The organism is Stenotrophomonas sp. YJH_SMC_119 (assembly GCF_059368315.1).
On record NZ_JCAFRP010000004.1, the window covers coordinates 20,840 to 42,612 of the forward strand.

At 66.3% G+C, this 21,773-nt stretch carries 14 protein-coding genes and 3 tRNA genes; 6 read left to right on the plus strand and 11 right to left on the minus strand.

Features of this window, described 5'->3' with window-relative positions; translation table 11 throughout:
* Nucleotides 1–59 precede the first annotated feature (59 nt).
* Together AC5P6S_RS07650 and AC5P6S_RS07655 are read left to right on the plus strand one after the other, a co-directional pair.
* Nucleotides 60–2,993: a TonB-dependent receptor gene (locus AC5P6S_RS07650; protein ID WP_495204553.1), complete on the plus strand. Its 2,934-nt coding sequence runs from the start codon at nucleotides 60–62 to the stop codon at nucleotides 2,991–2,993.
* A gap of 10 nt (nucleotides 2,994–3,003) precedes the next feature.
* Nucleotides 3,004–4,599, plus strand: coding sequence for an alkaline phosphatase D family protein (locus AC5P6S_RS07655; RefSeq protein WP_005412948.1), 1,596 nt, complete (start codon nucleotides 3,004–3,006; stop codon nucleotides 4,597–4,599).
* A gap of 23 nt (nucleotides 4,600–4,622) precedes the next feature.
* Here the strand turns inward: AC5P6S_RS07655 and AC5P6S_RS07660 are convergent, their stop codons facing one another.
* The 4 genes from AC5P6S_RS07660 to AC5P6S_RS07675 all read right to left on the minus strand — a co-directional run bounded on the left by AC5P6S_RS07660 (nucleotide 4,623) and on the right by AC5P6S_RS07675 (nucleotide 11,508).
* A complete protein-coding gene (locus AC5P6S_RS07660) occupies nucleotides 4,623–6,731 on the minus strand; it encodes a phosphocholine-specific phospholipase C (protein WP_099498276.1) in 2,109 nt (702 codons plus the stop codon).
* Between the two features lie 8 nt (nucleotides 6,732–6,739).
* Complete coding sequence (locus tag AC5P6S_RS07665) at nucleotides 6,740–9,118, minus strand: TonB-dependent receptor (RefSeq protein ID WP_005412950.1); 2,379 nt, start codon at nucleotides 9,116–9,118, stop codon at nucleotides 6,740–6,742.
* Nucleotides 9,119–9,238: 120 nt separating this feature from the next.
* A complete protein-coding gene (locus AC5P6S_RS07670) occupies nucleotides 9,239–10,165 on the minus strand; it encodes a c-type cytochrome (RefSeq protein WP_099498277.1) in 927 nt (308 codons plus the stop codon).
* Nucleotides 10,162–11,508, minus strand: a complete 1,347-nt coding sequence (locus AC5P6S_RS07675) for a c-type cytochrome (RefSeq protein ID WP_088610881.1) — start codon at nucleotides 11,506–11,508, stop codon at nucleotides 10,162–10,164. Before AC5P6S_RS07675 ends, AC5P6S_RS07670 begins: the two co-directional genes overlap by 4 nt.
* A 183-nt stretch (nucleotides 11,509–11,691) precedes the next feature.
* Here AC5P6S_RS07675 and AC5P6S_RS07680 point away from each other — a divergent pair, with 183 nt between their 5' ends.
* On the plus strand, nucleotides 11,692–12,810 hold the full coding sequence (locus AC5P6S_RS07680) for an alpha/beta fold hydrolase (protein ID WP_005409039.1): 1,119 nt from the start codon (nucleotides 11,692–11,694) through the stop codon (nucleotides 12,808–12,810).
* 81 nt (nucleotides 12,811–12,891) lie between these two features.
* On the opposite strand, the gene AC5P6S_RS07685 is transcribed toward AC5P6S_RS07680, so the two are convergent.
* Nucleotides 12,892–14,031, minus strand: coding sequence for an MFS transporter (locus AC5P6S_RS07685; RefSeq protein ID WP_049459637.1), 1,140 nt, complete (start codon nucleotides 14,029–14,031; stop codon nucleotides 12,892–12,894).
* A gap of 184 nt (nucleotides 14,032–14,215) precedes the next feature.
* Between AC5P6S_RS07685 and AC5P6S_RS07690 the strand changes: the two genes are divergently transcribed.
* Together AC5P6S_RS07690 and AC5P6S_RS07695 are read left to right on the plus strand one after the other, a co-directional pair.
* Nucleotides 14,216–14,911 carry an alpha/beta hydrolase gene (locus AC5P6S_RS07690; protein WP_049459636.1) on the plus strand — a complete coding sequence of 232 codons (696 nt, stop codon included), beginning with the start codon at nucleotides 14,216–14,218 and terminating at the stop codon, nucleotides 14,909–14,911.
* 131 nt (nucleotides 14,912–15,042) lie between these two features.
* On the plus strand, nucleotides 15,043–17,247 hold the full coding sequence (locus AC5P6S_RS07695; RefSeq protein ID WP_099498278.1) for a TonB-dependent siderophore receptor: 2,205 nt from the start codon (nucleotides 15,043–15,045) through the stop codon (nucleotides 17,245–17,247).
* A gap of 44 nt (nucleotides 17,248–17,291) precedes the next feature.
* Here AC5P6S_RS07695 and AC5P6S_RS07700 read toward each other — a convergent pair whose 3' ends face one another.
* Entirely contained in the window at nucleotides 17,292–17,993 is a 702-nt protein-coding gene (locus AC5P6S_RS07700) for a pirin family protein (RefSeq protein ID WP_005409043.1), read from the minus strand.
* A 140-nt stretch (nucleotides 17,994–18,133) separates the two neighbouring features.
* Between AC5P6S_RS07700 and AC5P6S_RS07705 the strand changes: the two genes are divergently transcribed.
* On the plus strand, nucleotides 18,134–19,054 hold the full coding sequence (locus tag AC5P6S_RS07705; RefSeq protein ID WP_005409044.1) for a LysR family transcriptional regulator: 921 nt from the start codon (nucleotides 18,134–18,136) through the stop codon (nucleotides 19,052–19,054).
* 615 nt (nucleotides 19,055–19,669) lie between these two features.
* On the opposite strand, the gene AC5P6S_RS07710 is transcribed toward AC5P6S_RS07705, so the two are convergent.
* The 5 genes from AC5P6S_RS07710 to thiD form a co-directional block, all read right to left on the minus strand.
* A tRNA-Arg gene (locus AC5P6S_RS07710) sits at nucleotides 19,670–19,746 on the minus strand.
* Nucleotides 19,747–19,778: 32 nt separating this feature from the next.
* Nucleotides 19,779–19,855: transfer RNA gene (locus tag AC5P6S_RS07715), tRNA-Arg, on the minus strand.
* A 58-nt stretch (nucleotides 19,856–19,913) separates the two neighbouring features.
* A tRNA-Arg gene (locus AC5P6S_RS07720) sits at nucleotides 19,914–19,990 on the minus strand.
* Nucleotides 19,981–20,907, minus strand: a complete 927-nt coding sequence (locus tag AC5P6S_RS07725; protein ID WP_099498280.1) for an alpha/beta hydrolase family protein — start codon at nucleotides 20,905–20,907, stop codon at nucleotides 19,981–19,983. The genes AC5P6S_RS07720 and AC5P6S_RS07725 overlap by 10 nt, the downstream gene beginning before the upstream one ends.
* Nucleotides 20,904–21,713 (minus strand): bifunctional hydroxymethylpyrimidine kinase/phosphomethylpyrimidine kinase, encoded by an 810-nt coding sequence (thiD, locus tag AC5P6S_RS07730; RefSeq protein WP_005409046.1) that lies wholly within the window; start codon nucleotides 21,711–21,713, stop codon nucleotides 20,904–20,906. Before thiD ends, AC5P6S_RS07725 begins: the two co-directional genes overlap by 4 nt.
* Between the last annotated feature and the right edge of the window lie 60 nt (nucleotides 21,714–21,773).

Consider the following 21,773-nt stretch of genomic DNA (forward strand, 5'->3'; position numbering starts at 1 on the left):
GAAGCCGCTGCCGATCCGCGCAGGGGCACCTGCTGCCTTCTCTCTTCCAAGGACCCGTGATGCGCAACACGCTCTACCTGTCGATCATCCTCGCCCTGTCCCCCTGCAGCGTGCCGCTGGCCTTCGCCGCCGGTGCCGATGGCCTGGAGGCGCGTGTATCCACGCCGATCGCGGCGCAGCCGTTGGCGCGTGCGCTGGAGCAGCTGTCGCGCGGTTCCGGGGTGCAGTTCCTGTACTCGGCCGGCGGTGATGCCCGCATGGCCGGTGCGGTGCCGCGCGGTGCCACCGTCAGGCAGGCGCTGGACGCGCTGCTGGCCGGTACCGGCCTGGGGTACACCGTGGTGGATGGCAATGTCATCGCCATCGGTCCGGCGCCAGCTCGCAACCAACCGAAGCCGGCCGCGCCGAAGCCGCGCGAGGCCGAGGCAATGGTGGCGCCGACCCTGGACACGGTGAAGGTGATTGCCGCACATGAGGTCATCGACCAGAAGAAGTCGTCGCCGGTGATCAAGGATTCGGTGGTGTATGACGAGATGGACAGCTACGGCGACGAGACCCTGGCCGAGAGCCTGATGGCGGCTCCAGGGCTGAGTGCGGTGGAGGATGCCGGCGAGCCACGTTACGTGACCGTGCGCGGCGTGCAGGCCAACCTCAACTACACCACCATCGATGGCATCGCGATTGCCAGCGTGGGGGGCAGTGGCTCCGGCGAGCGCATGAACAACCTGCAGCTGATTCCCAGCGACGTCGGCACCCGTACCGACATCTACAAGAGCTTCAGTGCCGAGCAGGCACCGGATGCGATCGGCGGCGTGATCGACATCATCAGCCGCAGTGCCTTCGACCGGTCAGGCAAGTACGTGTTTGCCGATGTGGCAGGCATCTATTCCACCGCCGAGACCAACGTCGAGCGCAGCGCTGGCGGCAACCACGAGACCCTGGGTCACTTCGGCAAGAGCGCCAAGATGGTGTTCTCCAACCAGTTTGGTGTCGACCAGCAGTTCGGCATCGTTGCGGTGGCACGCTACGAGCAGCGTTCGCGCAACAGCGTCAAGCGCTGGGTGGAGTCGAACTACTACTACAACGACGCTGGCAAATACCTCACCGACGGTACCACGGGTCCGGACCAGGCCAAGGGCTGGAACGGGCTGCGTGCGCCTGGCAACTTCAGCACTGGCACCTATACCAACTTCATCACCAACTTCGGTGGCTCCGCCAAGCTTGAGTGGAAGCCCTCGGATGATCCGTTCTACGCATCGCTGCTGCTGTATTCGTACCGGTTCTACGAGAACTCGACGATGAACAAGACGGATCTGTACGGCAACGCCAAGTTTCCGGTCCGCAACCAGGCCGAAGACAGCGGCACCACCCAGATCAACAGCATCTACATCAAGAACCGCCACGACCGCTGGGACCGCAGCAACCGTGGCGCCATCGCCAGCTTCAACTGGGACATGGGTGACCGTTCGCGGCTGACCCTGCGCGGTGGCCATACCGAAGAGACCTTCCACAACAGCCAGGTCTACTGGGGCGTGCGCGCCTATCCAAGCAATCTGTTCGTCGACTACGAGAACGACAGCCACGGTTTCCCCAACTCGGTGGCCGTTTCCGATTCCAGCCTGCTGACCAGTTCCGCATTCAAGCTCAATCCGGCGCAGGCCTACGTCTCCCCGCGCGATGCCAAGGAGAGCATCGACAACCTGCGCGCCGACTTCAGCTACAACATCGACGCCGATGCGAGAGGTTTCGGCCTGGCCGCCGGCGCCGAGTACCGCCACCTGAAGATCTGGCAGGACATCGACTTCGACTATTTCAAGAGCAGTGCCACGCTCAACGACTACCTGTATCCGGGTTCGACGCTGCTGGGCAGCGTGCCGGGCTTCCCGCTGATCGACAACCGCAAGTGGAACGAGCAACTGCTGCCGAAACTGGGCAACAACAATGCGGCGTATCCGAATGCCAACTTCACCAGTGACTACAAGTACGTGGAGGACATCACCAATGCCTATGTGTCCGCGCACTACGCCTGGGACCGGCTGCTGCTGATCGGCGGCCTGCGCTACGACCACACCCGCTTCGATGCCTACAGTCCGTTCAGCGATGATGGCGGCACTACCTATACCTCCGCGTTCCGCAACACGAGCGGTGGCTACAACAATCTGCTGCCCTCGTTGAACGCAACCTTCAAGCTCACCGAGGACCAGCGCCTGCGCTTCTCCGCCAGCCGCACGCTGGGCCGGCCGACGCCGAGCAACATCGCCCAGGCCACCAGCACCAGCTGTGGCGATGACGAGGAGGGCAGGGGCTTCTGCAGCATCAAGCAGGGCAATGCCGACCTGCAGCCGCGCCGTTCCACCAACATCGACCTGGCGTGGGACCTGTATTTCAACGGCAACAACGGCCTGGTCTCGGTGGCGCTGTTCGACAAGGTGATCAAGGACGACATCTACACCCTGACCACCTTCGAGGACGTGGGTGATACCCGCTACCGGGTGACCCAGCCGATGAACACCGATGAGTCCAAGCTGCGCGGTGTCGAGTTCGCGGTGGCCAACCGCAACCTGCAGTGGGGCCGCCAGCGCTTCGACATGTACTTCAACGCCACGCGGCTGGAAGGCCAGACCAACTACCGCATCAGTGATGGCACCGAGCGCCGCCTGGACCGGCTGCTGTACCAGCCGGACTGGTCGCTCAACGGTTCGGTGATCTGGCGCATGCCGTGGAAGAGCGCGCAGCTGCGCCTGTCCGGCACCTACCGCAGCCGGATGCTGGTCGACTTCGGCGACACCCAGTGGCTGGATTCGTACTACGACCCGTACATGACCTTCAACATGGGCTTCAGCCACAAGGTCAGCAAGCACGTGACGCTGAAGTACGAGGCCAAGAACCTGTTCAACACCCAGCCGACCTACAGCACCGGCCCGAACGGGCGCTTCCGTACCGAGATCGACGACTACGGCCGCTTCTTCTACTTCCACATCATCTACAACTGAGGGCACAGCCGTGGAGACGATCAATCGCAGGCGATTCCTGGCCCTGGCCGGCCTGTCCGCTGCCGGTGCCTGGATGGGCACGGCACACGCGCTGGCCGCGCAGGCCGATGCCACCGCGCTGAACCCGCGCAACCTGCTGGCCAAGCCGCGCTTTGCCAGCACACCCTTCACCCTGGGCGTGGCCTCGGGTGATCCCTCGGCCGATGGCATGGTGCTGTGGACGCGCCTGGCGACCGAACCGCTGGTGTTCGGCGGCGGCATGCCGACCCGGCCGATGCTGGTCGAGTGGCAACTGGCCGCAGACGAAGGCATGCGCAGGGTGGTACGCCAGGGGGCGGCGATGGCGCATCCCGAACTCGGCCACGCCGTGCACGTGGAGCTGGACGGGTTGGCGCCCGGACGGCCCTACTGGTACCGCTTCAGCGTCGGTGGCCACGCCAGTGCGGTCGGTTGCACCCGCACGCTGCCCGCAGCCACGGCCGCGGTGGATCGCGTGCGCTTTGCGGTGGCCGGTTGCCAGCACTACGAAGAAGGCCACTACACTGCGTGGCGGCGCATTGCCGAAGAACCGCTTGATTTCGTCTTCCACTATGGTGACTACATCTACGAAGGCGAAAGCCAGCCGGGCCTGCGGAAGATGAACGGCCAGCCGTTCACCAACCTGCGCAACCACGTCGGCCCGCAGATCTACACGCTGGATGATTACCGCCGCCGCTACGCCCAGTACAAGAGCGATGCCGACCTGCAGGCCGCGCATGCGGCGGCACCGTGGTTCGTCACCTTTGACGACCATGAAGTGGACAACAACTGGGCCGGCGCCGAAGACCAGGATGACACGCCCAGCGAAGTATTCCTGCTGCGCCGCGCACAGGCGTTCCAGGCCTACTACGAGAACATGCCGTTGCGCCGTTCGGCATTCCCGCGCGATGGCCACATGCAGATGTACCGACGTGCACGCTACGGCACGCTGATGGACCTGCACCTGCTCGACACCCGCCAGTACCGCAGCAAGCAGGTGAACATGGCGCTGCGTGACGAGGTGGAATCGCCGGAGCGCAGCATTGTGGGGGCGAAGCAGGAGCGCTGGCTGTTCGACGGCCTGGCCGATGCCGCACCGCGCTGGCACACCATCGCCCACCAGGTGGCGCTGGGCAACTACATGCGCGAGAAGGACGGGGTGGTGCAGTCGTCCGACGACCAGTGGTCGGGCTATCTGGACAGCCGCCGGCGCCTGCTCGACCACATCCAGAAGGTGGGCTTCGGCAACGTGGTGACCGCCTGCGGCGACGCGCATCGCCACTATGCCAGCGATCTGGTGCAGGACCACCGTGACTCGGGCGTGATCTCCAGCGAGTTCCTCGCCACGTCGATCACCTCCGGCGCCGATGGCCAGGGTGTGGACGCGTATGCCAGGAACCAGCTTGCGCACAGCCCCTATCTGAAGGCGACCACCGACAAGCGTGGCTACGTGCTGTGCGATGTCACCCGCGATGCGTGGATCGGCGACATGAAGACGCTGGATACCGTGATGCAGCCGAATGGCGCGGTGCAGAGCTGGAAGCGCTATGCGGTGGAGCACGGCCGGCCGGGGCTGCAGGAGGCCTGAATCTACCGCTCTACAGAGATCCTTCAATCCTGCTCGAACCGCAGTGGTTCGCTGCCCATCGCCGGGTCACTGGTGCCGGGGCGCCCATCCTCGGCGCGACCGGCCAGGCGCAGCATGCTCTCGCCCGCGCCGATCTGCAGGTCATACCAGCCCGCCGTGGGCGTTGCGTCCCACGCCAACGCGGTTTCTGCGTGTGCGGGTAGTACCAGCGCCTGATCGGGCATGTGCCCGGCATAGGCACCAGGCTGCACACGCACCTGCTGCGCGCCGTCACCCAGGTTGCGCAGCCGCAGCCGCAGTTGGCCATCCGTGCGATCAATTGAAGCCTGCAGCGCAGGATCCTTGGCCGCCCCCTGGAAGTGGCGGTGGAAGCCGTTCGGGCCCAGCAGCCACAGGTCATAGCGGCCCTGGGCATCAAGCGGCCAGCGCTCGCGCAGCGCCATGCCCGGGAGCAGCGTGTAGCGGCGCGGCACCGCATCCAGCCGCAGCCGGTCGTAGACATGCAGCACTGCCGCCGCGCCTTCGCAGGATAGCGCCAGATCCACGCCCGAGGCGTCCACCGCAGCCATCGATGCCTGCGGCCGATAGGGCAGGGCGCGCGCCGGGCGTATGCCGACGTCCTGCTTCGCTGGTTTCAGCCCCTCCGGCAGCGCCGGCACGGTTCGCCCTGGCAACGCAGCGGCGCGTGCGGCCACCGCGCTCACGTCGGGCAGGCCGCGTACGAACGGGCGGGTATCGCGCTGGGCGAAGTCGAAGGCACCCGTCAGGTCACCGCAGACCGCGCGGCGCCACGGCGAGATGTCCGGTGCGGCCACGCCAAAGCGGCGTTCGATCAGTCGAATGACCGAGGTGTGGTCGTAGACCTGCGAGTCGACCCAGCCACCCCGACTCCATGGCGAGATCACATACAGCGGCACGCGCGGGCCCAGTCCATACGGGCGGCCGCGCAGTTCGGCGGCATCGTACTTCTCGTCGCCCGGTGCGGGATGGCGGTGGTATTCGCCCTCGGTACTGACCGAGGACGCACCCGCCCAGCCGCCATCCACCGGCGAAGGCGGTGCCGGTGGCGGCATGTGGTCGAAGAAGCCGTCGTTCTCATCGAACATCAGCAGCAGGGCGGTGCGGCTCCAGACTTCCGGATCGGCAGTCAGCGCATCCAGCACGCGCGCGGTATAGGCCGCGCCCTGCGCCGGACTGGAGGGTCCGGGGTGCTCGCTGCCGGCCGCGTCGGCGATGATGAAGCTGACCTGCGGCAGGCGCCCGTCGAGTACGTCCTGGCGCAGCTGTGGCAGGCCACGGGTGCTGACCCCGCGTGCGCGCAGTTGCGGGTCATGCCCGGGTGCAGCACTGTACGCCCGACGGAACGCCTCGAAGCCGGCCAGCGGGTTGTCGGTGAAGTTGTCCGCCATGTCCTGGTAGATCTGCCAGGACACGCCGGCCTTCTGCAGGCGCTCGACATAGCTGGTCCAGCGGTAGGACGCCGGATGCCCGCCGTGTTCGGGGAAGTTGTCATGCGAGTTGGCGATCACCGGGCCGCCGGCGCGGGCCTGTGCATCGTTGTGGCCGGTCCACAGGAACACCCGGTTCGGATTGGTGCCGGCCTGCATCGCGCAGTGATAGGCGTCGCAGATCGTGAACGCATCGGCCAGCGCGAACTGGAACGGCATGTCGCTGCGCTGGAAGTAGCCCATGGAGTGGTTCTGCTTGGCCTTCGGCCAGTGCCCCATGCGGCCGTGGTCCCAGGCGCGCTGCGCATCGGGCCAGGTGTGCGGCGTGCCTTCCACCCGCATGTAGCCGAAGTGCGCGGCGGTATCCAGCGGGAACGGTGCGATCGCCCGCGTGCCACTCGCGTCGGGCTGCAGCCACAGGCTGCGCGCGCGGCCACCGGCCTGCAGCGCGGCGGCCGGGGCCACGAAGCGGTCACCGAAACCACGTACGCCCGGCAGCGTGCCGAAGTAGTGGTCGAACGAACGGTTCTCCTGCATGAACACCACGATGTGCTGCAGGTCTTCGAGGCTGCGCGTCTGCGCGGCGGGGGCGATCGCTGCGGCCCGTGCGATGCTGGGCAGCAGCGGGGCAAGGCCGGCGGCAACGCCGGCCTGCAACAACCGGCGTCGGCCGATATCGGTCACGGGCTCACTCACAGGTCCACGCGGAAGGAGATGCCGACGGTGCGCGGGGCGCCGATGAAGGCGTTGTCGCGGCCGTCCACCCCCGCAAGATACCGCTTATCGGTGAGGTTGCTCACCACCAGGTTGGCACCCATGCCCTTCAGGCGCGGCGACAGGCCCTGCAGGTCGAAGCCGATGTTGGCATTGAACACGGTGGCCGAGGGCAGCTTGTTGACGTTGGCGGCATCAAGGTAGCGCGTGCCCAGGTACCGTCCGGAGAGGCCGAAGTTCCAGTTGGCGCCCTGCCAGTCGGCCGACAGCACCAGGGTGTTCTCCGGCTGGCCGATCACCTTGGCGCCGTCGACGATGCCCAGCTGGGTATCGCGGGCGGCATTGCCACTGCCCAGGTATTTGGAGCGGTTGTAGGTGTAGGCCGCGTTGATCCGCCAGCCATTGTCCCACCCATAGCCGAACGCCGCTTCCAGGCCGTTGCTTTCCACGCCACCGAAGTTCTCATAGACGCCGTCGGTCTCGCCCAGGTAGTCGATGCCGCTGACGAAGCCCGCCGGCAGGTAGACGATGCGGTTGTCGAACTTGATGTTGTAAAGCGTGACCGAGGCGGTCAGCGGCCAGCGGCTGATGCGCATGCCCACTTCGATGTTGTCGGCGGTCTCCGGTTCGACATTGCGGAAGCGCTGCGGATCGGTCTCGCCAAGTACGCCTGATGGAATGGCGGCGAAATTCTGCGAGAAGCCGGCGAACAGCTCCATGCCTTCCACGCCCGGTGCCCAGGTGAAGCCGGTCGACAGCAGCGGATCGGACCTGGAATCGGATTTCACGTGCTCGCTGGCACCGATCACGCGGCGGCGCGACTGGTCGACGAAGAACTGCTTCACGCCCAGGCGGGCACTGAACGGCCCGAAGCGGGCCACGTCCTCGACGTAGTACATCTGCTCGTCAACCTTGTACTTGTCCTCGAACTGCACCCAGTACGGCTGATGGTCGAAGGCGATGTCCTGGCCGACGTTGAGCAGGCGGTGCCAGTCACGGCGTGCCGAACGGTCCAGCTTCTCTACCCACAGGCCGCCACGGATCGTGTTGTCGATCGCACCGAAGGTCTGCCGCCATTCGACGTCGGCGGTCACGCCCATGCGGTCGTTGTCGTAGTGGGTGTGGCGGTAGGACTGCGCGCCCAGCACGTTGCCCGCGTAGCAGTTCGGATCGTACTCGGCGGTGAAGCCCAGGCGCGGGGTGCAGCTGGCCAGGCGCTGCGCGGCGCTGCCATCGGGATTGACGAAGAAGATCTGGCCGCGGTTGCTGCCGCCGTACACGGTTTTGCCACCGAGATATTCCGATTCGGGGCGGCCCGCACCCTCATCGCTGACCTGTGCCAGGTAAGGTGGAAGCCAGTCGCCACGACCTTGCATGCGGTGCCCGTAGGCGGCCACCGAGGCCTTGAACCCGTTGCCGCCGTCGAAGGCCGCACGCAGGTAACCAAAGGTGTTCTCGCGCAGCGCACGCGAGCCGGAACGGTAGTTCTGGTCCAGATACGGAATGCCGGTGAGGGTGCCAACCAGGTTGTCGCGATCCGGATTGGTGGCAAAGCCCTTCGGTGAGACGCTGGTGTATTCCGGCTCGTCGGCATCGTTGTAGGACAGGTAGCCGGTCAGGGTCCAGCGATCCAGTTCGGTGATGAACTTGCCGGCGATGTGGTCGTTGCTGGCGTGGCCGGTGCCGTCGATCCAGTCGTGCACCTTCGACGAGGAGGCGCTGATCCACGCGCGGGTGTGGCCGCCGAGCAGGCCGGTGTCGTAGCGCACGTAGTACTTGCGCGCCTCGTTGTCACCGGCGCCGACCACGAAGCGCAGGCGGCTGTCCTGCATCGGGTCGCTGGTGAGGAAGTTGAGCGTGCCGCCGAGGGCTTCGTTCGAGCGCGAGGAGATGTCAGCGGTGCCCTGGCTGACTTCCACCGTTTCCAGGTCCAGGGTGTCGATGTAGCGGTTGGCCAGCGAGCCGCCGCCGTAGCCGGAGCCGCCGTTGGGCAGGCCGTCGATGGTGGTGCCGATCTGCTGGGTGTCGCGGTTGGTGACGAAGCCACGCATGCTGATCTGCGTACCCCACACCGACGAGCCGGTGGCATCGGCTTCGCTGACCACCACGCCAGGTACCTCGTTGAGCGCGTCGTTGACGCTGCTCATCACGGTCTGCCGGTTCAGCGTTTCCGCACGCACCGAAGTCTTCGCATAGCTGGTGGCCTGGCCGATCACCTGCACCTGGTCGAGGGTACGCGCATCGCTGCTGCGCGCTTCGCCCGTATCGCCCTGCGGTGCTTCTGCGAGGGCGTCCAGGGTGGGGGCGATCAGCAGGGCAAGCAGCGAAACACGGGGAAAGCGCGCAATCGTTCGCATTGATACCGGACCTTGGGGGGAGAGAAGCCCCCGAGTGTCGACAGCACCAATGACATCGACATGACGTAGAGATGCAGGAACCGTGTTGTGTGACGGCCGACGCCCCCGGCCGCCTGCCTGTCAGTACCGCGCGTCCTTGGGTTTCGGGTCGCGCGGCCAGTCCTTGGCCTTGTTGGCGAAGTCCGGGCGTGGCTGGTTGATGAAGTGGCTGGCGATGTCCACCGCATCCTGGTCGGGCATCACCTGCTGCCCAAGCGGGGGCTTGCGGGTCACCGCCGGTGGCATGTTGTGCTTGACGAAGCCGGCGGCCTTGTACAGGCGCGCCATGCCCGCGCCGATGTTGAAGCTGTGGTCGCCCCATAGCGGCGGGAAGGCGATGTCACCGCTGGCGTCGCGCCGTCCTTCGCCGTTGTCGCCATGGCAGGCGGCGCACTGCACGGCGTACAGCGCCTGGCCGCGGACCGGGTCCGGGGTCAGCGTGCTGTCGATCGGTCCCTCACTGGGGGCGGCTACCTTTGCACCTTCTGGCACACGACTGCTCAACCACGCCATGTAATCGAGCATCGCACGCATCTGCGGCGAGTCCTTCGGCAGCGGCTTGCCGTTCATCGAACGCTGCAGGCAGCCGTTGATGCGCTCGGTCAGCCCGATCACCTTGCCCGGACGCGGCATGTAGCGCGGATAGGCGCCGCCGCCGGTATTGAAGTAGTGATTGCCGAAAGGCCGCTTGCCCTCGGCCATGTGGCACGAGTTGCAGTTCAGATCGTTGCCGACATTGTCCGGCAGCAGCCGTGCGGTCTCGTTGAGGATGCGGCGGCCGAGCATCACCGATTCGGCATTGCCGAGCCCGGCGATTTCTTCGGCGCTGGGCGCATGGTAGTGCCCGACCACCTTGCCCTGCGCATCGAGGATATCGATCGTGCTGGCCACGGCGGCATCCAGGTCCGGGAACAGATGACGGTAAGCGAGGGTACCGGCGCCGGCCAGCAGCACGAGGGTGATCGCACTGCCGATCAGCAGGCGGGAGCGTTTGCGCGAACGTTTCATCGTGCGGCCTCCTGCGGAACGTAGTGCACCGGCTTGTCGCGCACCACCCGGCGCATGCGCGCCACGTCGACCTCGCTCACTGCACTGGCGTGGTTGCCCCAGCTGCTGCGGATGAAGGTCAGGATCTGTGCCAGCTGCGCATTCGGCAGCTGCTCGAAGCCGGGCATGGTGAAGGCCATGCGGTCATGCGGGGTATGCGGCGTGCGGCCGCCGATCAAGGTCACCTGCACCAGCGAGCTGGGGTCATCGGCGAACACGATCGAGTTGCCGGCCAAGGCTGGATAGACGCGCGGCATGCCGCGCCCGTCGGCGCGGTGGCAGGCCTGGCAGTGCTCGGCATAGGCCAGCGAACCGGCCACGCGGTAGTCGCCGCTACGCAGTGCGGCGGTGGTGGTGTCGGTACCGGGCGACCACTGTGCGCTGCGTCCTTCGCGGGCGGGCAGCTGCTTCAGGTAGCGTGCCATCGCCAGCAGGTCGGCGTCGGACAGGTACTGCGTGCTGTGCTCGACCACGTCGGCCATGCCGCCGAAGGCTGCCGAGCGATCGGTGCGACCGGTGCGCAGGAAGTCGACGATCTCGCCCTCGCTCCAGCTGGCCAGGCCGGTCGACTCGTTGCGCAGGTTCTTCGCATACCAGCCTTCCAGTACCGAGCCGGACAGGAACTGGCGGCTGCCATCATCGGCCATCGCCTTTTCCTGGAACGCCAACCCGCGTGGCGTGTGGCAGGCACCGCAGTGGGCCAGGCCTTCCACCAGTTCGGCGCCGCGCTGCTGGCTGGCATCCAGCGACGGATCCGGGTTGAACGTGCGCGGGCGTGCGAACAGCAGCTGCCACCAGGCCAGTGGCCAGCGCATGTTGGCCGGCCACGGGATCGTGCTGTCGGCGTTGTCCTGCTTCACCGGTTGCACCGAGCCCATGAAGTAGGCGTACAGCGCCTTGATCTCGGCGTCGCTGGCGATCACGTACGAGGCGTACGGCATGGCCGGATACAACGGCTGCCCATCGTGGCGGATGCCGCGACGTACCGCGCGCTCGAAGTCGGCGTAGTCGTAGGCGCCAATGCCGGTGTCCGGATCGGGCGTGATGTTGGTCGAGTAGATCGTGCCCATCGGCGTCTGCATGCCGAGGCCACCGGCGAACGGCTTGCCGCCGGGCGCGGTGTGGCAGGCCGCGCAGTCGGCCGCGCGCGACAGGTATTGTCCCTGCGCGATCAATGCCGGATCGTGGATGTCGACCTGCGCGGCCTGTCGCGGTGCGAACCAGTAGGGCGTGGTGCGGGCGACGCCGTAGGCGGCGGCCAGCGTGGCGGCCAGGGCAATGGCGAGCTTGAACGAGGTGCGCATGGCGGCACTGTGGGCAATCCCGCGCGCGCGTTCATTGATCCGGATCAATGACTGAACAGATACAGCTTGTACACCAAGCTGAATCCTTCCTGCGTTGTCATCAAGCCGTCATCCATGCGCGATAGATGGCCCACGCGCGCGTCGCTAATCTGCCACGCTGTCGCACCTTTTCCCCGATTGCCCATGAAGCGCCTGCTGCTGTTGTTGCTGGCGTGCGCCGGCCTGTGGCTGGCTGCATGCTCGTCCTCGATCAATGCCTCGTCCACCTCGCTTGCCGATCGGCTGATCGCGCCGGGTGGCGTATCGACCCTGCTCGATCGTCCGCGCATTGCCGCGGCCATTGCCGAACTGCCCAATCGCCACGGCTTCGCGCCGGGCCGCGATGGCGTGCCGATCTTCTGGCGTGTGTTCGATCCTGGCGATTACGGCGCGCGTTACCACTACCTGCCGCAGCGCCACGAGAACGGCCTGCCGCTGGATACCGGCCTGAGCCTGGCAGTACCGCAGCCGTTCCGCGCGCAGGCACCGCGCGGTACCGTGGTGCTGCTGCACGGCTGGATGATGAACGGTGATTCGATGCTGCCGTGGTCGTTGCAGTTGGCCGAATCCGGCTACCGCGTGGTCACGCTTGACCTGCGCAACCATGGACAGTCCGGTACCGGGCCGTCGGGCTATGGCACCTATGAATCCGATGACGTGGTGGATGTGATCGGCGAGCTGCGCGCGCGTGGTGAAGTAACCGGCCCGCTGTACCTGTTCGGCGTGTCCTATGGCGCCGCCACAGCGGTATTCACCGCCGACAAGCTCGGCGACCAGGTGGAAGGGGTGGTGGCGATGGAATCGTTCGCCAATGCCGGTGTGGCGATCCGCACGATGATTCCACACCTGATGGGACTGCAGCCGGAAGGCCTGAAGGCGCAGGCGATGGCGTCGTACGCGCGCTGGCGCTACGGCGGCCAGGACATCAACCAGGTGATCGCCGCCGCCAGCCGCCGTATCGACGTCGATCTGGACCGCGTGGACGTAGCGCGCGCGCTGGCCGATACCCGCGCCTGCGTGCTGCTGCTGCACGGCCAGGGCGACCAGCACATTCCGGTCAGCCAGGGCCGCGAACTGGCCCAGGCCAACCCGCGCGCGCACTACATCGAGATGCGCGGCGAGGACCACATCACACTGCCGCTGCGGCTGGACCTGCTGGCCGGCGTGGTCGATGACTGGATGGCGCGCGATGAGCACCACCCGAAGAGCGCCTGTCCGGCCCCACAGCTGCCGGCCCAGGCCGAGTGGCTGGCCCACCGCTGAAAAAAGGGGACGGAGGGGATTAAGTCGTTTCCCGCACAGCTGGGCCATAAACGACTTAATCCCCTCCGTCCCCTTTTTCTGTCAGGCCACCCGTCGTGCCAGCGAGCGGGCAGACGCTGCGACGCCCAGCAGCAGCGCGGCCACGCACAGGAAGGCGAAGCCGAGGCTGGTGGCGTGTGCCAGTGCACCGATCGCTGCCGGGCCGGCGAGGATGCCGGCGTAACCCAGCGTGGTGACTGCGGTGATTGCGATGCTCTCCGGCATCACCCGCTGCTGGCCGGCCATCGAGAACAGTGCCGGCACGATGTTGGCGCAGCCCAGCCCGACCAGCACATAGCCCGCCAGCGCCACCGGGAACGAGGGTACCAGCGTGGCCAGGGTGAAACCTGCTGCGGCGGTGATGCCGCCGAAGACCAGGGTACGGGTGCGGCCGAGGCGCTCGACGATGCCGTCGCCGAACAGGCGCATCGCGGTCATCGCCAGGGTGAACAGCGCGAAGCCGGCGCCGGCCTGGTCACGCGGCACTTGCCGCACTTCGGCCAGGAACACCGCGCTCCAGTCCAGCATCGAGCCCTCGGCGAGGAACACCACGAAGGCCAGCACGCCGATGAACAGCACCACGCCGTGCGGCAGCGCCAGCAGTGGGCCGTCGTGCAGGATCCGTTGCGGGCGCCAGTGCGGCGCCGACAGCACCGCGACCAGCAGCAGTGCCGCCACCGAAACCAGCGCGGCCAGCCACAGCGGTGTACCCAGGATCAGCAGGCCGGTCATGCAGCCGGCGCCGACGAAGCCACCGATGCTGTAGAAGGCGTGGAAGCCGGACATCATCGCGCGCCCGGCGTCGCGCTCGACCGCGACCGCCTGCATGTTCATCGCACAATCCAGCGCACCGACGCCGGCGCCGAACACGAACAGCGCCGCACCCAGCGCCACCGGCGAGGGCGCCAGCACCAGCAAGGGCAGGGCGCACAGCATCATCGCGCAGGTGATCACCATCACCCGGCGGCAGCCCAGCCGCCCGGTCAGCGCGCCCGCCAACGGCATCGCCAGCAGCGAGCCGAGCCCAAGGCACAGCAGCACGGCGCCGAGGCTGGCGTCGGACAGCCCGGCCTTGGCCTTGGCGTAGGGCACCATCGGCGCCCATGCGGCGGTGGCGAATCCGGGAATGAAGAAGGCGGCGCGGGTGGCGTGCTGCTGGGCACGGGGGGATGAAGGCGTCATGCGCGATGCGAAGCTCCAGGGAACAGTCATGAAAACGATTTCAGACTGACTCGGCAAGTGCCATGCGCGACATCGGGCGACGCATACGATTGCAGTGACCCGATTGCGTCACCAGCGATTAACGCCACGCGCGGACAGTGGCTGCACGGTCTGCATTCCGCCGGCCGCTGCCGGAGACCTGTACATGAGCACGACACCGACCATCCTCCTCGTCCACGGCTTCTGGGGCGGGGCCGCACACTGGGCCAAGGTGATCCTGGAACTGCATCGCAACGGCCACGACCGTGTGCAGGCGGTGGAACTGCCGCTGACCTCGCTGGCCGACGACGCAGGGCGCACCCGGAAAATGATCCGGCAGATCGACGGGCCAGTGCTGCTGGTCGGCCACTCCTATGGCGGCGCGGTGATCAGCCAGGCCGGTAACGAGCCCAACGTGAAGGGCCTGGTCTACATCGCCGCGTTCGCGCCTGATGCCGGCGAGAGTCCCGGTGGCATCACCCAGCAGCACCTGCCGGAGGCGGCGCCGAACCTGGCACCTGACAGTGATGGCTACCTGTGGCTGCGTGCGGACAAGTTCCATGAGAGCTTCTGCCAGGATCTGAGCGAGGACGAAGGCCGGGTGATGGCCGTTACCCAGAAGGCACCGCTGGCCAGCACCTTCGGTGATGCGGTCAGCGACCCGGCGTGGAAGCACATGCCGAGCTGGTACCAGCTGTCCCGCCAGGACCGCATGATCGCGCCGGAAAACCAGAAGGCCATGGCCGCAAGGATGCAGCCCAGGCGCCTGCTGGAGCTGGATGCCAGCCATGCCTCGCTGGCTTCGCAGCCGAAGGAAGTGACCGCGCTGATCCTGGAGGCCTGCGTCGCCATCGGCGGCTGATCCCGCGCCAGCACACCGCACGACAGCCGCGGCGCAGGGGAGTACACTCCTGCGCCGCGGCTGTCCGGCCGCGTCCCTCTCCTCCCTCCAGCCGCCGCCAGAGGATCCCACCCTATCGTGGAGGTCCCGCCGTGCTGTCTGTGCCTGTTGTCCATACGCCGTCCCCCTTGCCGCGTCGCCGCGCGTTGCCGCAGGCGCTGGCCCGGGGTTTGCTGATCGCTGCTCTGGGCAGCAGCGGTATTGCTGTTGCGCAGTCCAGTACGGATCCAGCCAAGGATTCGCAGGCGCCTGCATCACAGACCCTGCAGACCGTGCAGGTCACGGCCAACCTGCTCGGTACCATCACCGAGGGCAGCGGCGCCTATACGCCCGGCACTATTGCCACCGCGACCCGCCTGGTGCTGACGCCACGGCAGACCCCGCAGACCATCAGCGTGATCACCCGCGCACAGATGGATGACTTCGGCCTGCACGGCATCGACGACGTGATGCGGGTGACCCCCGGCATCAGCATCGTCACCTACGACAGCGAACGCACCGAGTACTACGCGCGCGGCTTTGCGATCCAGAACTTCCAGTACGACGGCATTCCGATGTCGCGCAATTCGGCGTACTCCGCCGGCAACACGCTCAGCGATACCGCCATCTACGACCGCATCGAGGTGCTCAAGGGCGCGACCGGCCTGTTGACCGGCATGGGCGATCCGGGTGCGACCATCAACCTGGTGCGCAAGAAGCCGGGCAAGGACTTCGCCGGCAGCGCCTCACTGGGTGTCGGCCGCTGGGACGACTACCGCGCCGAGCTCGATGTGGGTGGCCCGCTGACTGCCGATGGCCGCGTGCGTGGCCGTGCCGTGGGTGCCTGGGAAGACAAGCACTCCAACCTGGACAACTACCAGCGCACCAGCAAGGTCGGCTATGCCGTGGTGGAAGCCGATCTGGGCGATCGCACGCTGCTGTCGGTCGGTGGCGACGTGATGGACAGCGACCCGAAGGGGTCGACGTGGGGCGGCATTCCGCTGCTGGACAGCGCCGGCAACTTCAACCGCATGCCGCGCTCGTTCAACAATGGTGCGCAATGGGCCGGCTGGCGCCAGTACGTGCGTACCGGTTTCACCACGTTGGAGCACACGTTCGCCAACGATTGGATTGCCAAGCTGCAGCTCAACCACCAGGTCAACGGCTATGACGCCGCACTGGCCGGTGCCGCTGCCGGCAATCCTGATCCGTTGACCGGCGAGGGCGTCAGCCTGTGGCTCGGCAAGTACGTTGGCAAGACCGTCAGCAATGCCGCCGACTTCTATGTGAGCGGGCGTTTCGGCCTGTTCGGGCGAGAGCATGAGCTGGTGGTCGGTGGCAGTGCCTCGCGCAAGCGCTGGACCAATACCGGCTACGGCCCGCAGGCGGGGTTCCCGGATACCGTGCCGGACTACAGGACCTGGAATGGCGACATTGCCGAACCGCAGTGGCAGCGCACCTATGACAACAATGAAGTGACCCGCGAGAATGGGCTGTACGTGGTTGGCCGCTTCGATCTGGCCGATCCGTTGAAGCTGATCGTCGGCAGCCGCCTGGCCAGTTACCGCTCGCCGGACACGCGAGAGACCGGTGTCCATGTGCCCTATGCCGGCGTGGTCTACGACCTCGGCGAGCATTATTCGGTGTATGCCAGCTACAGCACCATCTTCAAGCCGCAGGGCGAGCGTGACGAGCAGGGCAAGGCACTGGATCCACTGGAGGGCCGCAGCTACGAGGTTGGCCTGAAGGCCGAGTTCTTCGATGGACGCCTCAATGCCAGTGCGGCGCTGTTCCAGCTTGATCAGGACAACTTCGCCCAGCCCACCGGCGGCAAGACACCGGATGGCCTGGATGCCTACCGCGCCTTGATGGGCGTGCGCACCAAGGGTTACGAGCTTGAAATGTCGGGTCAGCTGGCCGAGGGCTGGCAGGTGCAGGGTGGGTTCTCCCACAAGATCGCCCGCCAGGCGGGCACCAAGGTGACCACGCTGGAACCGGAGAACCAGTTCAGCCTGCACACCCGCTACCGTCTGCGTGGCGCCTGGCAGGCGCTGACGCTGGGTGGTGGCGCACGCTGGCAGGATTCGACTTTCGGCGAGATCACCAACCCGGCCACGCGGGCCAAGGTGGTGCATCGCACGCAGCCGTACTGGTTGCTCGATGCGATGGTGCGCTACCAGTTCAACGATCGCCTGTCGGCCACGGTCAACGTCAACAACCTGCTCGACAAGCGTTACTACACGATCTTCAACTGGTACAGCACCTACACCTGGGGCGAGCCGCGCAACGTGCGGTTGAGCTTGAATTACAGGTTCTGACGCAGATGCGCCCGCGATGCTCTGCAGCATCGCGGGCGATGTGGTTACAGCGGCAGGTCGAACACCAGCACTTCGGCATCGTTGCCGTTTTCCAGCGTCAGCTGGGCTTCGTCGCTGACCTGCAGCGCATCACCGGCTTCCAGGGTGATGCCGTTGACCTGCAGCTGCCCACGGGCCACCTGCACATAGGCGCCACGACCGTTGCCAAGCGCATGGTGCAGCTTCTGGCCGCCGTCGAGGATGGTGGCGAAGATGCGGGCATCCTGGTGGATGCGCAGCGAACCGTCGGCACCGTCCGGCGAAGCGATCAGGCGCAGCTGGCCGCGCTTGGTCTCCGGCGCGAAGTGGGTCTCCTCGTACGACGGCGTGATGTTCTCGGTGTCCGGGAAGATCCAGATCTGCAGGAAGTGCACGGTCTCGTCGGCCGAGTGGTTGAACTCGCTGTGGGTGACGCCGCTGCCGGCGCTCATGCGCTGCACGTCGCCGTAGCGCAGCACTGAGCCGGTGCCCATCGAGTCCTTGTGTTCCAGCGCACCGCCCAGCACGTAGGAGATGATTTCCATGTTGCTGTGGCCGTGGGTGCCGAAGCCCTGGCCGCCGATCACCTTGTCTTCGTTGATCACCCGCAGCGGGCCGAAGCTGACGTAGCGCGGGTCGTAGTAGTTGGCGAAGGAGAAGGTATGGCGCGAGGACAGCCAGCCATGCTCGGCCAGGCCACGGGTAGCGCTCTTGCGGATCTGCAGCATGATGGAATCTCCTTGTTCGATGGTTTCGATGGGGCGGGGTGGGCTGGAAGCCGCTGTGTTTCCCCGTTGGAGAGAAGTATCCGCTTGCGCCTTGGGTTTGAAAAACGGATAGTTTTGACAGCCATCATCGAAAAATTCGAATGCTCAAGCTCAGCCTCGACGCCCTGCAGATCCTGGATGCCATCGACCGGCGCGGCTCCTTTGCCGGCGCCGGCAAGGCCCTGCACAAGGTGCCCTCGACCATCTCCTACACCGTGGCCAAGCTGGAGGAGGACCTGGGCGTTCAGCTGTTCGACCGGGTCGGTCCGCGCGCCGAGCCGACCGAGGCTGGCCGCGCGCTGCTGGACGAAGGCCGGCACCTGCTGCGCGCCGCCCGCGAGCTGGAACTGCGGGTGCGCCGGGTGGCGTCGGGCTGGGAGACCGAACTGACGCTGGCGGTGGATTCGGTGTTCCCGACCTGGCTGCTCGGCCCGGATATCGCCGCGTTTCGTGAGGCCGAGGCACCGACCCGGCTGCGATTGATCGGCGAGGCCCTGTCCGGCACCTGGGAGGCCCTGCTGGACCGCCGTGCCGACCTGCTGGTCGGCGCGCCGGGTGAGGGCCCCAGTGGCGGTGGTTACGTGGTCGAGCCGCTGGGCACGGTGGAGTTCGTGTTCGCGGTCGCGCCCGGTCATCCGTTGGCCGCAGTGCCGGGTGTGCTGGGTCGCGAGCAGCTGGTCGAGCACTGCGCGATCGCGGTCTCTGATTCCGCGCGCAGGCTGCTGCCGCGCACGGTCGGCTTGTTGATGGGGCAGGAGATGCTGACGGTGCCGGACATGGCCAGCAAACTGAAGCTGCAGTGCGAAGGCGTGGGATTCGGTTTCCTGCCCGAACCGTGTGCGCGCGCTGCGGTGGCGCGTGGCCAGCTGGTGATCCGTGAGGTGGAGGAACACAAGCCGGAGGAGACCTTCTGGCTGGCCTGGCGCACTGGAGAGGATGGCGCCGCACTGCGCTGGTGGCGCGAACGCCTGCGCAGGCCGGAGCTGCTGTCGCAGTGGTGGCAGGCAATGGCCAGGGGGTAGGGGTTTGGCAGGGCTGCGCCCTGCACCCGCTACGATCCAGAGCAACAGCAACAGCAACAGCAACAGCAGAAGCTGGTTTCCTTAGGGATGGCGGGGTGGGTCCGGTTGCGGGGGCCGCTGCAAGTACATCCATGTAAGCTCGGTCGCCGCATCCATGCGGCTCACGCCCCCGCAACCGGACTCACCCCGCCTTCGACAGTTTCCGCGATCTGTCGGAACGGCGTACTGCTCTGGTAGGTGTCGACCTTGGTCGACACGGTAGATCCACGCCATGCGTGGATGCTCTTCGATCAATTGTCGAAATGTTCGAACTCGATGGAGATTCATCCACGCATGGCGTGGATCCATCAGATCGCGGAAATCTGTCAGAGGTGGGGCGGTGTCGGAGTGCGGGGTGTCAGCCGCATGGATGCGGCTGCCAAGCCTACATGGACGTACTTGCGGCGTCCCCGCACTCCGACACCGCCCCGCCATCCCACGGAATGCCAGCTTTTGCCGCTGCCGTTGCCGTTGAGGTTGCCGGCCAGCGGCCGGCACTACCAGGGTGCAGGGCGCAGCCCTGCCGAAAAACACACATAAAAAAACAGCAGGCCGAGGCCTGCTGTTTCGGTGTAATGGTGCGCCCGGAGAGATTCGAACTCCCGACCGCCTGGTTCGTAGCCAGGTACTCTATCCAACTGAGCTACGGGCGCCAATTACATAAACTTGTTGTGCTGACTGTGTATGGTGCGCCCGGAGAGATTCGAACTCCCGACCGCCTGGTTCGTAGCCAGGTACTCTATCCAACTGAGCTACGGGCGCGCGGTACACAATCAAATTTTACTGCATTTCCAGCGGCGGATGCTGGAAACCTGTCGAGTGGTGCGCCCGGAGAGATTCGAACTCCCGACCGCCTGGTTCGTAGCCAGGTACTCTATCCAACTGAGCTACGGGCGCCCTGCGACAGGAGCGGAATTATGCGGATGTCGGCGCGTACCGTCAACAGTTTTGTGAAAATTTTCATCCAACTGAATGAAAAAGCTGTCAGCCACGGCATCAGGGGCCTTCAGCCACGCGAAATGATCGGCGCGCGTGCCCAGTTCCTGCGCGGACAGCACGCGCAGCTGCGCGTCCACATTCGGCAGCTTCGCCAGCAGCGTCTGCATCGATCCGGTGGGGGCCAACCAGTCGTGCTCCATCAGCACCGCCTGTGCGCTGCCATGCACACGCGCCATCTGCGCATCGAGGTCTTCGTCCATGCCGACGGCGGCGTAATGGTTGTTCAGGCCGACGCGTGCCCAGTCGGCAATCAGTCCGCGCGCTTCGGTGCCACCAAAGCCGAGGCGACGGCCATGCAGCACGCCCTGGCGCTGTGCGATCCACGGCAGGAAGCGGTAGACCAGCGGCAGCAGCCAGCCACGCGGTGGTGGGAATCCGCGCCAGAACGGTGAGCCGCTGGCGGCCAGCCACAGCCGGTTGAAGTGCTGCGGGTTGCGGCCGGCATGCACGCAGGCCAGCTGCCCGCCCAGGCTATGGCCGCCGATGATCCAGGGCAGGGCGTCGCCTTCGTCATCCGCTGCGGCCAGGACGGCCTGGCTGGTCGGCAGATCCTGTTCGAGTACCTCGCGATAGCCCCAGTCCTGCGTGCGCGATGGGCGCAGCGAACTGCTGCCGTTGCCGCGCCACTCGTGCAGGTAGACCGCCACGCCCTTCGCCGCCAGCGCCAAAGCCAGTGGCAGGTAGTGGCGCGCGGCCACGCCCAGTGCCGGCAGCCACAGCAGGCGTGCGATGGGCTGTGCGGGCACGCAGGCGATCACCTCGAAGCGATGGCCGTCGTCGCACTGCACGGCAAGGACGCTCGGCGTCGGGCTCATGCGTGGGGTGCCGCGCCGAAGTGGTCGAGCACCAGCACCTCGCTGCGGCCGGGGGCATAGCCCTGCTGCAGGCCGCGTGCAACGTAGTCGATGCCGGCTTCGCAGGCGTTGGCCAGGCTCAGGCCATTGCACAGCTGCGCGGCGATGGCCGAGGCCAGCGTGCAGCCGGTGCCATGTGCGTCCAGTGGCAGGCGCGCGTGGATGAATTCTTCGCTGCTGACGCCGTCGAAGTAGCGATCGATCACGCGATTGCCCTCATGCAGGTGGCCACCCTTGAGCAGCACTGCGCCGGCACCGAGGTCGAGCAGGGCCGAGGCGGCCTGTTCTGCGTCTTCGCCGTTGCTGATCTTCCGGCCGACCAGCAGTTCTGCTTCCGGCGTATTGGGGGTGATCAGCGTGGCCAGCGGGATCAGGCGCTCACGCATGGCCTGCAATGCGCTGTCTTCCAGCAGGCGTGCCCCACTGGTGGCGACCATCACCGGGTCCAGTACCACGTGTGGCGGGCGGTGCTTTTCGAGTGCATCAGCGACGGCATGGATCACTTCGGCGTTGGCCAGCATCCCCAGCTTCACCGCGTGGATGTCGAAGTCGTCGAAGCAGGCATCCAGCTGCGCGCGCAGGAACTCGATGGGTGGCACGTGCACGGCGATGACGCCGCGGGTGTTCTGCGCGGTCAGTGCCGCAATCGCGGAAAGGCCATGCACGCGGTGTGCGGCGAAGGCCTTGAGGTCAGCCTGGATGCCGGCGCCACCGCCGGAGTCGGAGCCGGCGATGGTGAGGGCGGAAACGGGAGTGGTCGGGCTCATCGGTTGATTGTGCCGTGGTCCCGCAGGGGAAGGTAGATCCACGCCATGCGTGGATGTCCT